Here is a 14,204-nt window from a genome sequence, read left to right on the forward strand (position 1 = left end):
ACCCTCCGCCACCGAGGCCCACCCCCACGCACGGCCGAACCCGCCCGGCCGCCGTGACCGACGTCCGCCCGCACGCGCAGCCGAACCCGCCCGGCCGTCGTGGGCGGCGTCGGGTGCGCGGGTGGGGTCAGGTGCCGAGGGCTGCGTCGACCACTGCCTTGGCCTCCTCCTGGACCTGGGCCAGGTGCTCGGGGCCCTGGAAGGACTCGGCGTAGATCTTGTACACGTCCTCGGTGCCGGAGGGGCGGGCCGCGAACCAGGCGTTCTCCGTGGTCACCTTGATGCCGCCGATCGCGGCCCCGTTGCCCGGGGCCTCGGTGAGCACCGCGGTGACCGGCTCGCCCGCCAGGGTCTGCGCGGTGACCTGGGCCGGGGAGAGCTTGGCGAGCAGCGCCTTCTCCTCACGGTTCGCGGGGGCGTCGATGCGGGCGTAGGCGGGTTCACCGAAACGGGCGGTCAGGTCGGCGTAGTGCTCGGACGGGGTCCGGTCGGTGACGGCCGTGATCTCGGAGGCGAGCAGGGCGAGCAGGATGCCGTCCTTGTCGGTCGTCCACACCGAGCCGTCCCGGCGCAGGAAGGACGCGCCGGCCGACTCCTCGCCGCCGAACCCGATCGCACCGCTGACCAGTCCGTCGACGAACCACTTGAATCCGACGGGCACTTCCACGAGCCGGCGGCCGAGGTCGGCGGCGACCCGGTCGATCATCGAGGAGGAGACGAGCGTCTTGCCGACACCGGCGTCCGCCGCCCACTGCCCACGGTGGCGGTAGAGGTAGGAGATGGCCACGGCCAGGTAGTGGTTGGGGTTCATCAGACCGGCGTCACGGGTGACGATGCCGTGCCGGTCCGCGTCGGCGTCGTTGCCGGTGGCGACGCGGTACTGGTCCCGCTTCTCGATCAGCGAGGCCATCGCGTACGGCGACGAGCAGTCCATCCGGATCTTGCCGTCCCAGTCCAGCGTCATGAACCGCCAGGTGGGGTCGGTGTACGGGTTGACCACGGTGAGGTCGAGACCGTGCCGTTCGGCGATCCGGCCCCAGTAGGCGACGGAGGCCCCGCCGAGCGGGTCGGCGCCGATGCGCAGCTCGGAGGCCCGGACCGCGTCGAGGTCGAGGACGCTCGGCAGGTCGTCGACGTAGACGCCCATGAAGTCGTACCGGCCGGTGGTGTCCGCGGCGAGCGCACGCGCGTAGGGGACGCGCCGTACGTCCTTCAGGCCGCCCGCGATGATCTGGTTGGCGCGGTCCTGGATCCAGGAGGTGGCGTCGGAGGCGGCGGGGCCGCCGCTGGGCGGGTTGTACTTGAAGCCGCCGTCGGCGGGCGGGTTGTGCGAGGGGGTGACCACGACGCCGTCCGCGAGACCGGTGGTGCGGCCCCGGTTGTGGGTGAGGATGGCGTGCGAGACGGCCGGGGTGGGCGTGTAGCCGTCGGCGCTGTCGATCAGGACGGTCACGCCGTTGGCGGCGAACACCTCCAGGGCGGTGACCTTGGCGGGTTCGGACAGGGCGTGGGTGTCGGCACCCAGGAAGAGGGGCCCGTCGGTGCCCTGGCCGCTCCGGTACTCGCAGATGGCCTGGCTGGTGGCCGCGATGTGGTCCTCGTTGAACGCGGTCGTCAGCGACGACCCGCGGTGTCCCGAGGTGCCGAACGCCACCCGCTGGGCGGGGTCGGACGGGTCGGGGTGCAGCGCGTAGTAGGCCGTGACCAGCCGGGCCACGTCGACGAGGTCCTCCGGAGCCGCCGGCCGGCCCGCTCGCTCATGCGGCATGAGTCCATTCCTCCGCTGTCGTTGCTCGATCACTCACCGCCCATCTTCCCTTGTCAGCGGTGACGCACGCGCGCGCGGGGGCCGTTTCACCGCCGACCGGTGGGCCGAACGCGCGAGGGCCTCCGGACGGTTCCGGAGGCCCTCGCGTCTCGTGGGTCGGTCAGTGCGCGGCGGGCACGGTACGCCGGGCGGCCGCGGCCCTCGCCGGTTTCGGGTTGAGCTGCCGCTCGGCCAACTCGCCGAACAGCAGGCCGAATCCGCTCCACAGCACCACCTGGATGGCGAGCGCCGAGAGCCGGAACCGCCACAGCAGGGTGGCCGGGAAGTCCTTGGGGACCTCGTTGACCACCGGCAGGAACTGGTACGCGAGCCCGATCACGACGACGAAAGCGGTCACCGCGACCACGGTTGCCCACCAGGTGCCGAGGCTCGCCCGCAGCCGCTTGCCGAGGAGGGTGGCGGCGACCGCCAGCAACACGCTGAGCAGCATCATCAGGAAGTACAGCGTGGTGCGCTTGCCGATGGTGTCCGCTTCGCCCACCGACGGCGGGTTGGCCGGGTACTTCAGGAACGGCACCACGTACACGGCGAGCAGCGCGCAGCCGGACAGCAGCAGCGCGGTCGCCCGGGGACCGAACCGGCCGACGCGGCCGAGGGCGAAGCAGTAGGCGAGGGCCGCGATGCCGCCGAAGGCGACCCCGTACACCAGGACACCGGTGGCGAGGCCCGCGGTGGACTGGAGGGAGCGGGAGACGACGACCATCTCGTGTTCGTGCGTGTGGGCGTCCTCGAAGCCGATCGCCTTGTCGACGTAGGGCTCGCCGAGGAGGTAGGCGGCCACCAGGGCGAGCAGCCCGGCGGCGAGGCCGGCGAGCATGCCCCGCACCAGGAGGTTTCGTACCGTTGCGGAGTTCATGGGCTGGACGGCGTCCCTCGCGTCAGTGGCAGGGGAAGCCGAGCAGGTGGCGGGCGTCGTGCACCCACTCGTGGACGTCCGTGCCGCTGAACACGGAGGTGGCGCCCTGCTCGGCGCCGACGAAGTAGAGCAGGACCAGCATCAGGATGCCGAAGAAGACCGCCCAGGGAGCTATCGCGGACAGCGGCAGCTTGGCGGGGACGGCGGGGGTGGTGGCTGTCGGCTGGGCGACGGTCTGCGCCATGGCAGAACCTCCTCTGGGAGTTCGCGTCCCATCTCGGTGGTGCACAGGACGACAGCCACGGGTCTGACTCGCAAGGGCCCGGGGGCTCTTGCATACAGTGGCGCGACCGTGCCGGATTCCCACCGGCTTCCGTCTCGCTGTCGTCGATACCGGACAGACCGTACCGCGTGTCGGAGGGCCGGCCAAGACCGCGTGACCAGGCGTGATCTTCCTCTCGCGCCCGCTCCGGTCCCGTCGGGGGCCTCTCAGGAGCGGGCCAGGCCCAGTTCGCGTGCGCCGAGCGGGGCGAAGAAACGGTCGACGTCGGCCTCGGTGACCTCGTCGAGGGTGGCGGGGGACCAGCGCGGCGCGCGGTCCTTGTCGACGACCTGGGCGCGGATGCCCTCCACCAGGTCAGGGGTGGTCAGGGCGGCGCAGGAGACGCGGTACTCCTGGTCCAGCACCTGCTCCAGGGTGTCCAGTCGCCGGGCGCCGCGGAGTGCGCGGAGGGTGACCTTCAGGGCCGTCGGGGACTTGCCGAGCAGGATGTGCGCCGTCTCCTTCGCCGCCGCGTCACCGTGTGCGAGCAGCCGGCGGACGATCTCCTCGACGGTGTCGGCGGTGTAGCAGGCGTCGATCCAGGTGCGGTGACCGGCCAGTTCCCCTTCGGCCGCGGGCCGTTGGCGGCGGGCGACCGCCTCGGCGACGGGCAGTTCGGCGAGGTCGGCGACGAACGCCTGGAGCGTGCCGGACGGCAGGTGGTGGTCGGCGAGTCCGCACAGCACGGCGTCGGCGGCGCCGATCCCGGCCCCGGTCAGGGCGAGATGGGTGCCCAGTTCGCCGGGGGCCCGGCTGAGCAGGTACGTGCCGCCCACGTCGGGGACGAAGCCGATGCCGGTCTCCGGCATGGCGATCCGGGAACGCTCGGTGGCGATCCGGACGCGGCCGTGCGCGGAGATCCCCACCCCGCCGCCCATGACGATGCCGTCCATGACGGCGACGTACGGCTTGGGGTAGCGGGCGATCCGGGCGTTGAGGTGGTACTCGTCGCGCCAGAACGCGGCCGCGGCGGTGCCGTCGCCGTCGCGGGCGTCGTCGTGGACGGCGCGGATGTCGCCGCCCGCGCACAGGCCGCGCTCCCCCGCCCCGGTGATGACGACGGTCTCGACGGCGGGGTCGTGCTCCCAGTCCGTGAGGGCTTCGGAGATGCGCTCCACCATCGGGTGCGACAGCGCGTTGATGGCCTTCGGCCGGTTCAGGGTGATGTGTGCGGCCCGTCCCTCGACGTGCAGCAGGACGGGTGCTTCGGCGCCGGTCATCCGGACACCCCGGTCAGGCCACGGGCCATGTCGACACGCATGTTCTCGTCGGTTCCTTCCACAAGCTGCCGGAGACGTCGCACTCGAACGATCCTCTCGCGCCGGGTCCGAGAAGCCCTCCCGGATGCCGGGTGAACCGGCAGGGAACTCTTGGTCATGGGTTTGTCTGGACGGCCGTTCGAGTACAGAGGGCTGCCTACCATGAGGCGATCACGAACGGTACGAAACCCGGGAGCTCGGGATGGTGTTGTCCGGCCTCACGCGGAGGTCGTCGCGTCCCTGGGCGGTCGTCGGTGTCACCGTCGCGTGCCTGACGGCCGGGGTGCTGGCGCTCACGCACGGCTCACGCCCGGCGCACGCCGACCCGTCCGCGCTGCCGCACACCCCCGTGGAGGTGTCCCCCAGCCGCTGCGGACGCGGGTGGACCACGCCGGTCTCCGGTGTCCAGGTCTTCGACCTGCACAACCCGACCGACGGTGCCGCCGAGGTCCTCCTGGAGGACCCGAGGAGCCAGGCCGTCTACGGCGAGGTCGAGGGCATCGGCCCCGGCACCACCCGGGAACTCACCGTGCGCCTGGGCAGGGGCGCGTACGCGTTCAAGTGCGTGCCCGACGACGCCGACGCCGTCACCGGCCCCACCGTGCGCATCGGCGGGGGCCGCAGCGGGCCGGCCGCGGCCCCGGTGACCGAGCACGACCTGATCCCGCCGGCGCTCGCCTACCAGAAGTGGGTCGGCACCGGCCTGTCCGAGGTCGTCCGGCTGACCACGGGTCTGCGGGACGCGGTGGACCGCGGCGACCTGGCCGCCGCCCGCACCGCCTGGCTGCCCGCCCACCTGCAGTACGAGCGGATGGGCGCCGCGTACGACGCCTTCGGCGACGCGGACCGGGCGATCAACGGAACGGACGCGGGGCTGCCCGGCGGGGTGCACGACAAGGACTTCACCGGCTTCCACCGCGTCGAGTACGGCCTGTGGCACGGCGAGTCTCCCACCGGGCTGCGGGCCCCGGCGGCCGCCCTGCTGAAGGCGGTCACCGCGCTGCGCGACGACTGGGCGGGGACCCGCATGGACCCGGCCCAGTTGGGACTGCGGGCACACGAGATCCTGGAGAACACGGTGCAGTTCGAGCTGACCGGCCGGACCGACTACGGCAGCGGCAGCAACCTCGCCACCGCCCGCGCCAACCTGGACGGCACCGAACAGGTGCTGGCCCGGCTGCGTCCGGTGCTGGCCGGCCGGTACGCGGGTCTGTCCGGTCTGCGCGGCGCGTTGGACCGGGCCGGCCGGACGCTCGACGGTTTCGGGCACGACGGCACCTGGACACCGCTGGACCGGCTCAGCCGCCGGCAGCGCGAGGACGTCGACGCGGTCCTCGGCGACCTGGTGGAGCGGCTGGCCCCGGTGGCCACCCTGTGCGATCCCCGGAGGACGGTGTGAGCACCGAGGAGAGGACGGGCCCGAGCGGACTCGGCCGCCGCGGTTTCCTGCGGGGTGCGGCCCTCACGGGAGCGGGGCTGGCGGCCGGGGGCGCCGCGGCCCCGGCCGCGGACACCGCCGCCTCCGCCGCCCCGGCCGTCGCACCCTTCCACGGCCCCCACCAGCAGTCCGTGACCGCACCGCCCCGGCGCACGACCGTGTTCACGTCCTTCGACGTCACCGCCGAGGGCCGGGCCGACCTCGCCGACCTGCTGCGCACGCTCACCGACCGGGCCCGTTTCCTGACGTCGGGCGGCACCCCGGACCCGGTCGGCATCACCGCCCCGCCCGCCGACTCGGGCGTCCTGGGCGGCCGCCTTCCGTCCGGAGCCCTGGCGGTGACCGTCGGCGTCGGCGCCTCGCTCTTCGACGACCGGTTCGGCCTGGGCAGGCTGAGGCCGCGTCGGCTGACGACGATGCCCGCCTTCCCGGACGACGACCTCAGGCCCGAGTGGTGCCACGGCGACCTCAGCCTCCAACTGCACGCCGACGACACCGACACGGTGCTGCACGCGTTGCGCGACATCGCCCGGCACACCCGCGGTGGCATGCAGGTCCGCTGGCGGCTGGACGGCTTCTCCAGCCCGCCCCGGCCGTCCGGCACCCCGCGCAACCTGTTCGGCTTCAAGGACGGCATCGCGAACCCCGAGACCACCAGTGCCCGTGAGATGGACCGGCTGGTGTGGGTGGGCAGCGGCACGGGCGAGCCGGAGTGGACGGCGGGCGGCAGCTACCAGGTGGTGCGGCTGATCCGGATGCTGGTGGAGTTCTGGGACCGGGTCTCGCTCGGCGAGCAGGAGCGGATGTTCGGCCGCTCCCGCGAGTCGGGGGCGCCCCTGGACGGCGACGCCGAGCACGACACCCCGAAGTACGCCGACGACCCCAAGGGGGACGTGATCCCGCTGGACGCGCACATCCGGCTGGCCAACCCGCGCACCACGGCCACCGCCGACCAGCGGATCCTGCGCCGGGCCTACAACTACGACCGGGGCATGGACGCCAACGGCAACCTCGACATGGGGCTGCTGTTCAGCTGTTACCAGCAGGACCCGGCCCGGCAGTTCGAGACCGTGCAGAAACGACTCGCCGGGGAACCCCTGGTCGACTACGTCTCACCGTTCGGCGGCGGTTACTTCTTCGCGCTGCCCGGCGTGCGGGACACCGCCGACTGGTACGGACGCGCGCTCCTGACCTGAATCGGTCAACACACGGTCAAGACTTGGCCCAGCATCCCTGACCCGGTGTTCATCCGGCCGCCATCATGACTCCGCCGCGACGCCCGGCAACGGGCGAAGCATCCCTGCTCGTACGACGCAGTGACGTTCATGCCCGGAGGGTGAACCAGCATGGCCAGCACAGGAAGACGAACGGCGATCAGGAGCCTCGGGGCTCTCGCGGGGGCCGCCGCGCTCACGGTCCTCGGGGGTACCGCGCCCAGCTGGGCCGCCGTACCCGCCGGGCACCCGGACGGGACGTCGACCACGACGCCCGTCAAGCACGTGGTCGTGCTGTTCGACGAGAACATCTCGTTCGACCACTACTTCGCGACCTACCCCAAGGCCGCGAACACCGACGGGACGAAGTTCACGGCGGCGAAGAACACCCCGAAGGACGTCGACACCCTCGCGCGCGCCGGGCTGCTGACGAAGAACCCGAACCAGTACCTGCCCAAGCGGCTCACCCCGGCGCAGGCGATGACCTGCGACCAGAACCACTCCTACGGTCCCGAGCAGCTGGCCTACGACGGCGGCAGGGCCGACCGGTTCGTGCAGAACACCGAGGTCGACAAGTGCTCCGGCGGCCTGTTCGGCGAGCCCGGCCTGGTGATGGACTACTACGACGGCAACACCGTGACCGGGCTGTGGAACTACGCCCAGCACTACGCCCTCAACGACCGCTCGTACAGCTCGGTCTACGGCCCGTCCACGCCCGGCGCGCTCAACCTGGTCTCCGGTCAGACGCACGGCGCGGTCTCGGTGGACCCGGCCACCGGCAAGCAGACCCCGACCCCGGACTCGTACGCCATCGCGTCCCCGAACGCCAAGGGTGTCGGCACCGTCGTCAACGACCCCGACCCGGCCTTCGACGACTGCTCCGACAAGGACCACACCAGCACCAGCGCGCTGGCGGCGCTGCGGGGCAGGAACATCGGCGACCTGCTCAACGCCAGGAAGGTGACCTGGGGCTGGTTCCAGGGCGGCTTCCGTCCGTCCACGGCCTACGCCGGCACGTCCGGCTCCCACGCCAAGTGCGACACCACGCACACCAACGTGGGCGGCGCCTCCGTGGTCGACTACAGCCCGCACCACAACCCGTTCTCGTACTACCGGTCGACGGCGAACCCGCACCACGTGGCGCCGAAGAACGTGAACGAGATCGGTCACGACGGCCAGGCGAACCACAACTACGACCTGAGCGACTTCACCGCGGTCGCCAAGGCGGGCAAGCTCCCCGCCGTCAGCTTCCTCAAGGCCGGTGCGTACCAGGACGGCCACGCCGGCTACTCCGACCCGACCGACGAGCAGCACTTCCTCGTCAACGAGATCAACACCATCCAGAGCTCGCCGCAGTGGAAGTCCACCGCGATCATCGTCGCCTACGACGACTCCGACGGCTGGTACGACCACGCCTACGTCAAGCCCCGCAACGGCTCCAAGGACACCACGGTCGGCTCCAACGGCAAGGCCCTCGACAGCGCGGCCTGCCAGTCGGGCCCGGCCGCGTCCGGCGGCTACGCCGACCGCTGCGGACCCGGCACCCGGCAGCCCCTGCTGGTCATCTCGCCCTACAGCAAGGTGAACAAGGTCGACCACACACTGACCGACCAGGCCTCGATCACCCGGTTCATCGAGGACAACTGGCGCACCGGCCGGATCGGCGACCACTCCTTCGACGCCACCGCGGGCTCGCTGACCGGCATGTTCGACTTCAGGCACCCGAACGACAAGCAGGTCCTGCTGAAGTCCGACGGCTCGATCAGGTCCGTCGGCCCGATCCGGCACGTGGCCGCGGTCAGCACGCGGATCACCCCCGGCCCGGCGATGGTGGACACCGCCGCCACGACCGGATCGGGCGAGTTCCCGACGCTTCCGGTGGGCCTCGGGGCGGGCGCCCTGGTGGCCGCGGGCGCCACGGGCACCTACCTGACGCTGCGCCGCAGGCAGCGCACCAGCGTCTGACGCCCACCGCGTCCTGACCCGCTCGGCACGGTCCGCCTCCCCGGACCGTGCCGAGCGGCGTTTCCGCCCGCCGGGGCAGCGACGGGTCCGGGGACGGCACGAGCCGCCTGCGGAGCGTCGCCGCACAGCCCGCGCACGGTGGATACGATGATCCCCGGAACGGACGCCGACGGCGCGCGGCATCGCGCTCCCGCTCGGCCCGGGCACGACGCGAAGGGCGGGGCACGATGGCGGGCGGTGCGAGCGTCGCGCTCGACGACCCGGTGGGCACTTCGCTGCGCGGACGGCACGCCGGGCTCGCCCGTCGGCTCGGCCGGGCCGCCACTTCTACCTGCCGGACGTCGCGACCTTCTGCGCACTGCCCCCCGACCCGGGCCCGGCGGACTGGGCCGACCTCGCCCGGCTGCTGGGCCGGGACGCGTTCGCGGACCTGTTCAGCAGCCCGGCCACCCCGCCGCCGGACTGGGCGCAGGTCTTCGTCCTCCAGGGCCGGCAACTGGTCTGGGCCGGCGACGGGCCGCCCGCTCCCGCCCGCGACCCGGCCGCCGCCGGCGTGGTCGAGCTGGGTGCCGACGATGTGCCGGAGATGCTCGACCTCGTCGCACGGACCCAGCCGGGGCCGTTTCGGCCGCGCACCCGTGAACTCGGCACCTACCTGGGCGTCCGTGAGCACGGAAGGCTGGTGGCCATGGCGGGGGAAAGGCTGCGTCCGCCGGGCTGGACCGAGATCAGCGCGGTCTGCACCGCCCCCGAGGCCCGCGGCCGCGGCCACGCCGCCCGCCTGGTGAGCACCCTCGCCGCCGCTGCCCTGTCCCGCGGCGACCGCCCCTTCCTGCACGTCGCCGAGGCGAACACCGTCGCGATCAGGCTCTACGAACGGCTGGGTTTCACGAGCCGCGCGCAAGTCACCTTCCGGGGTTTCCGCACGCCCTGAACCGACGCCCGCGGTGTGCCGCGCCCCGGGGGTGCCGTCCGCTCGGTGTGCGGTTGTCGTCCGCCGTGCGGCACGGGATGCTGAGGGGGCACGGAGGGAAGCGGTGCCATGGATCGTTTTCCGCATGCTGCCGACGTCGACTTCCACAGCCCCCTGGACCTCTCGAAGGCCGCCGCCGCGGTGCTGGACGCCGAAGGCCGCGTCTGCGGGTGGGGCGTCTGCGCGCAGCGCCTGCTCGGCCACGCGCCCGAGGACGTGCTCGGCCGGCCGGCCGAACGGCTGCTGGCGGCGCCCGGACAGCGGGTGTCGCCGCTGTGCCGGGCGGACCGACCGCGCGGCACCGTCCTGGACCTCTGCCACCGGGACGGACACACCCTGCGCGCGGCCGTGACGTTCAGCCCGCTATCGCACCAGGGCACCGCCGCGACCGTCGTGGTCGCCGCGGAGCTGGAGACGCTGCGCGCCTGGGAGGCACAGCTGGCCCTGCTGCAGGGGATGACGACCGAGTCGTCCGTCGGGCTGACCATCTTCGACACGGACATGAAGGTCGTCTGGGGGAACGCCTCCACCGACCAGGAGCTCGCCGGGGTCGCCCAGTACGTCGGCCGGCCCGCCTCCGACCTGTTCCCCGAGGGCGAGTTCATCTCCCGCCACCACCCTCCCGACGAGGACCAGGTGATGGAGCACGTGCTGACGACGGGGGAACCGATCCTCGGCATGCACTACCGCGGGCGCGCCCCCGCCGACCCCGTCCGTGAGCACGTCTGGTCCTGTTCGTACCACCGGCTGGTGGACGCCCGGGGCGAGCCGCTCGGGCTGTTCGAGGAGTCCCTGGACATCACCGACCGCTATCGCGCCCAGGAGCGGCTGTCCCTGCTGGTGCGGGCGGGCAAGCGGATCGGTGCCTCGCTCGACGTGCGCCGCACCGCCGCGGAGCTGGCGGACGTGGCGGTGCCGCAGCTCGCCGACGAGGTGCTGGTGGATCTGCCGCCCGCGGTCATCGAGGGACGGCAGCCGCCGACGGGCTCCGCGCCGGGGCACAGTCTGCTGCGGATGCACGGCCGGACCCCGGAGGAGTTCCGGACCAGCCCCGTCTCCTATCCGCCCGCGTCACCGCAGGCGCAGAGCCTGGCCACCAGCCGCCCCGTCCTGGACGCCGGCCCGGCGGGGGACGGGTCCGCCGCCCGGCGGACCAGCCTCTACGTCCCGCTGCTCGCCCAGGACGCCGTCCTCGGCCTCGCCACCTTCCGGCGCAGCAGCAACCCCGACCCGTTCGGGCCCGAGGAGCAGACCCTCGCGGTGGAGCTGGCCGAGCGGGCGGCCGTCGGCATCGACAACGCCCGCCGTTACACCAGCCAGCACGCGGCGGCCCTGGTGCTGCAGCGCAGTCTGCTGCCGCAGCGGCTGCCGGAGCAGAGCGCGGTCGACGTGGCGTACCGGTATCTGCCCGCCGACAGCCGGGTGGGCGTGGGCGGTGACTGGTTCGACCTGATCCCGCTGTCCGGGGCCCGGGTGGGGCTGACCGTGGGGGACGTGGTGGGCCACGGGGTGCACGCGGCGGCGACCATGGGCCGGCTGCGTGCCACCGTGCGGACGCTGGCCCTGCTGGACCTGGACCCGGCCGAGCTGCTCACCCGCCTGGACGGTCTGGTCTCCGTGGACGCGGAGCCGCAGGGGGACGACGGGCTGGGCGACGAGGCGCTCGGGGTGACCTGTCTGTACGCGATCTACGACCCGGTCAGCGGCCGGTGCGTCTGGGCGAGCGCGGGCCACCCGCCGCCGGTCGTGGCGGACGCGAACGGCTCGGTGGCGCTGTCCGCGCTGGCCCCCGGGCCGCCTCTGGGCCTGGGCAGCCTGCCCTACGAGAACGTCGAGCTGAGCCTGTCCAACGGCAGCGTGGTGGCGTTGTTCACGGACGGGGTCGTGGAGGACCGGCGCACCGACATCGACAGCGGTATCGACCGGCTCGCCCACGTACTCACCTGGCAGCGCTGTCCGCTGGAGGAGCTGTGCGACCGGGTGATGGCGACGCTGCCGCCCGGGCCGCAGGCGGACGACGCCACCCTGCTGCTCTTCCGGACCCGGCGGCTGAACGCCGGGCAGGTGGCGGACCTGGAGCTGCCCCCGGACCCGGCGATGGTGGCCAGGGCCCGCACGGACACCGAACGCCAACTGGACAGCTGGGGCCTGTCCGACCTGGCGTTCACCGCGGAGCTCGTGGTGAGCGAGCTGGTCACCAACAGCATCCGGTACGCCGACGGGCCCGTCGTGCTGCGGCTGATCAGGGACCGTGCCCTGTTGTGCGAGGTCTCCGACAACGCGCACACGGCCCCGCACCTGCGTCGGGCGCGCCGGGACGACGAGGGCGGCCGGGGCCTGTTCCTGGTCGCCCAGGTGTCGCAGCGCTGGGGCACCCGGTACACCTCGTCGGGGAAGACCATCTGGGCCGAGCTGGCCATTCCCTGACGGCTTCGGCGGCGGGCGGGACGGCCGCGGACCGGCGGCCGCCCCGCTTCGGTCAGCCGTCGATGCGGTGGGTGGTCCAGAACGACGTCAGGTCGGTGCTGGTGGCCGCCTGGGCCGCCGCCTTGAACTCTGCGGTGGTCGAGACGCCGTACCAGTGCGCACTGGCGTAGCTCTTCAGGAGGTTGGTCATGGCGGTGTCACCGATCAGGCGGCGCAGGTCGTGCAGGGCGCACTTGCCGTAGCCGTAGACCACGGTGGAGTAGCGGGAGGAGTGGGCGTCCCAGTACGCCATCGAGTTGGTGATCTTCTCCGCGGACGAGGCCCAGGAGACGTTGTTCCAGCAGTTGGTGCCGGTCAGTCCCTGCGCCAGGTCGGTGGCGTAGTCGGTGAACGCCTCGTCCAGCCAGGGGCTGTTGTACTCGTCGTCACCGACGATCCCGTACCACCACTGGTGGCCGATCTCGTGGGTGAGCGCGGTGGTGCTGACCAGGTCGAGGACGAAGCCCGGGTACTCCATGCCGCCGAACCAGAAGTTGTTGTCGATGACCGCGTCCAGCTCGCCGTACGGGTAGGCCCCGAAGCGGCCGGCGTGCGCGTCGACGGCCGACTTGGCGGTGCTGAGCATCGACTGGGCGCTGGAGGAACTGATGCCGGAGACGGAGTAGATGTTGATCGGGACCCCGCCGGGCGAGGTGCCGGAGATCTTGCTGAACGGACCGGCCGCCCAGGCGAAGTCGCGGACCTTGGCGGCGGTCGCGGTGGTGACGATACGGCCGCCGGCGCCGGGGGTGTCGACGGAGGTGCCGGTCGCCGGGACGAGCAGGCCGCTGGGGTGGTCCAGGGTCACCTTGAAGTCGGCGGCCAGCGAGTAGAAGGACTCGCCGTTGTTGGTGTACGGGTCCAGGTGCCAGCCGGATCCGTCCCGGATGGCGAGGACGGGCAGCGCGTTGCCGATCATGCTGAACGCGCCGTCGTAGCCGAAGCGGTCGGCGCCGCTGGGGACGGTGATGCCGAGGTCGAAGCCGATCGTGGTGCTCTGGCCCTGGGCCAGCGGGGTCGGCAGGGCGACCTGGAGCGCCGTGCAGGCGACCGAGAGCGCGCCCGCGGTGCCGCCGGTGAGGTTGCTGACGGTGATCGGCGGGGCCGAGCAGGTGCCGTGGTAGTTGTCCCACAGCCTGAGGTAGATCTCGCTGAGCGCGGTCGCGGAGGCGTTGGTGAAGGTCACGCTCTCGTGGCCGGTCCAGCTGGTTCCGGTGGAGTTGCTGGTGAGGCTGACGGTGTAGGAGGGCGCGGCCGGGGTGCGGGTGGTGTCGCCCGGGGTGGTGGCGGCCGAGGTGTCCAGGGCGACGTCGTCGAGGACGAAGCTGGTCTGGAGGCTGGAGTCCTCGGTGCCGGTGAAGGCCACGGTGACGGTCTGGCCGGCGAACGCGGAGACGTCGAAGGACTTCTTCACGTACCCGGTGTTCTTGTCCAGGTTGGAGTAGCTCGCCAGGGTGGTGCCGCCGATCTTCGCGGTGAGTTTGTCGTACGCCGTCGAGGACGTCGTCTCGGCGGTGTCGACGTGCAGCCAGAAGGTCAGGGTGGCGGCGCAGCCGGCCGGGACGGTGACGCTCTGCGAGAGGGTGTCGGTGTGGGTGGCGCCGGTGCCGTCCAGCCAGGCGAAGCCGCTGCCGCCGTGGGCGGACTGGCCGGCGCGGGTGGTGATCACACCGGTCGAGGACTGTGTCCAGGGGGACGTGCCGTTCTCGAAGCCGCCGTTGCCGATCAGCTGGGCGGGGGCGCAGGCCGTGGGCTCGGCGGCCGTCGCCGTGGTGCCGGGGAGCAGGGCCGCGACGACTGCCGCGACGGCCAGCGCGCTGGTGACGATGGCCTTGTGGGGGGTCGGTCTCACACGAACTCCTTTACGCCGGCCGGGATTCCGG

At 72.6% G+C, this 14,204-nt stretch carries 9 protein-coding genes, 1 pseudogene and 1 riboswitch; of the genes and pseudogenes, 5 read left to right on the forward strand and 5 right to left on the reverse strand.

The window, feature by feature from the left end; all coding sequences use genetic code 11:
- Positions 1-127: 127 nt before the first annotated feature.
- From pgm to AB0G52_RS22830, 4 genes are all read right to left on the reverse strand, one after another.
- Positions 128-1,768, reverse strand: coding sequence for a phosphoglucomutase (alpha-D-glucose-1,6-bisphosphate-dependent) (pgm, locus tag AB0G52_RS22815; protein WP_132890729.1), 1,641 nt, complete (start codon positions 1,766-1,768; stop codon positions 128-130).
- Between the two features lie 160 nt (positions 1,769-1,928).
- A complete protein-coding gene (locus AB0G52_RS22820) occupies positions 1,929-2,684 on the reverse strand; it encodes a CbtA family protein (RefSeq protein ID WP_361338185.1) in 756 nt (251 codons plus the stop codon).
- Between the two features lie 22 nt (positions 2,685-2,706).
- A complete protein-coding gene (locus AB0G52_RS22825) occupies positions 2,707-2,928 on the reverse strand; it encodes a CbtB-domain containing protein (RefSeq protein WP_132890727.1) in 222 nt (73 codons plus the stop codon).
- Positions 2,929-2,964: 36 nt separating this feature from the next.
- Positions 2,965-3,105, reverse strand: a riboswitch (cobalamin riboswitch).
- Between the two features lie 68 nt (positions 3,106-3,173).
- Positions 3,174-4,226 (reverse strand): enoyl-CoA hydratase/isomerase family protein, encoded by a 1,053-nt coding sequence (locus tag AB0G52_RS22830; RefSeq protein WP_361338187.1) that lies wholly within the window; start codon positions 4,224-4,226, stop codon positions 3,174-3,176.
- A 241-nt stretch (positions 4,227-4,467) separates the two neighbouring features.
- Here AB0G52_RS22830 and AB0G52_RS22835 point away from each other — a divergent pair, with 241 nt between their 5' ends.
- The 5 genes and pseudogenes from AB0G52_RS22835 (at position 4,468) to AB0G52_RS22855 (ending at position 12,282) form a co-directional block, all read left to right on the forward strand.
- Positions 4,468-5,664: an EfeM/EfeO family lipoprotein gene (locus tag AB0G52_RS22835; RefSeq protein WP_361338189.1), complete on the forward strand. Its 1,197-nt coding sequence runs from the start codon at positions 4,468-4,470 to the stop codon at positions 5,662-5,664.
- On the forward strand, positions 5,661-6,899 hold the full coding sequence (efeB, locus tag AB0G52_RS22840; RefSeq protein WP_361338191.1) for an iron uptake transporter deferrochelatase/peroxidase subunit: 1,239 nt from the start codon (positions 5,661-5,663) through the stop codon (positions 6,897-6,899). Before AB0G52_RS22835 ends, efeB begins: the two co-directional genes overlap by 4 nt.
- Positions 6,900-7,049: 150 nt before the next feature.
- A complete protein-coding gene (locus AB0G52_RS22845) occupies positions 7,050-8,882 on the forward strand; it encodes an alkaline phosphatase family protein (protein ID WP_361338193.1) in 1,833 nt (610 codons plus the stop codon).
- 227 nt (positions 8,883-9,109) lie between these two features.
- A pseudogene (locus AB0G52_RS22850) lies at positions 9,110-9,816 on the forward strand (GNAT family N-acetyltransferase).
- 108 nt (positions 9,817-9,924) lie between these two features.
- Positions 9,925-12,282, forward strand: a complete 2,358-nt coding sequence (locus AB0G52_RS22855) for a SpoIIE family protein phosphatase (protein ID WP_361338195.1) — start codon at positions 9,925-9,927, stop codon at positions 12,280-12,282.
- 52 nt (positions 12,283-12,334) lie between these two features.
- Here the strand turns inward: AB0G52_RS22855 and AB0G52_RS22860 are convergent, their stop codons facing one another.
- The gene (locus AB0G52_RS22860) at positions 12,335-14,173 is read right to left on the reverse strand and encodes a M1 family aminopeptidase (RefSeq protein ID WP_361338197.1); all 1,839 of its coding nucleotides are present in this window, start codon (positions 14,171-14,173) and stop codon (positions 12,335-12,337) included.
- Between the last annotated feature and the right edge of the window lie 31 nt (positions 14,174-14,204).

Origin of the sequence: Streptomyces sp. NPDC021562, from assembly GCF_040640875.1 — a bacterium.
In the GTDB taxonomy this organism is placed as follows: Bacteria; Actinomycetota; Actinomycetes; order Streptomycetales; family Streptomycetaceae; genus Streptomyces.

Coding starts and splice junctions, on each gene's coding strand:
- AB0G52_RS22820 (WP_361338185.1), bottom strand. CDS start 2,684: ATGAACTCCGCAACGGTACGAAACCTCCTGGTGCGGGGCATGCTCGCC.
- pgm (WP_132890729.1), bottom strand. CDS start 1,768: ATGCCGCATGAGCGAGCGGGCCGGCCGGCGGCTCCGGAGGACCTCGTC.
- AB0G52_RS22830 (WP_361338187.1), bottom strand. CDS start 4,226: ATGACCGGCGCCGAAGCACCCGTCCTGCTGCACGTCGAGGGACGGGCC.
- AB0G52_RS22845 (WP_361338193.1), top strand. CDS start 7,050: ATGGCCAGCACAGGAAGACGAACGGCGATCAGGAGCCTCGGGGCTCTC.
- AB0G52_RS22835 (WP_361338189.1), top strand. CDS start 4,468: ATGGTGTTGTCCGGCCTCACGCGGAGGTCGTCGCGTCCCTGGGCGGTC.
- AB0G52_RS22825 (WP_132890727.1), bottom strand. CDS start 2,928: ATGGCGCAGACCGTCGCCCAGCCGACAGCCACCACCCCCGCCGTCCCC.
- AB0G52_RS22855 (WP_361338195.1), top strand. CDS start 9,925: ATGGATCGTTTTCCGCATGCTGCCGACGTCGACTTCCACAGCCCCCTG.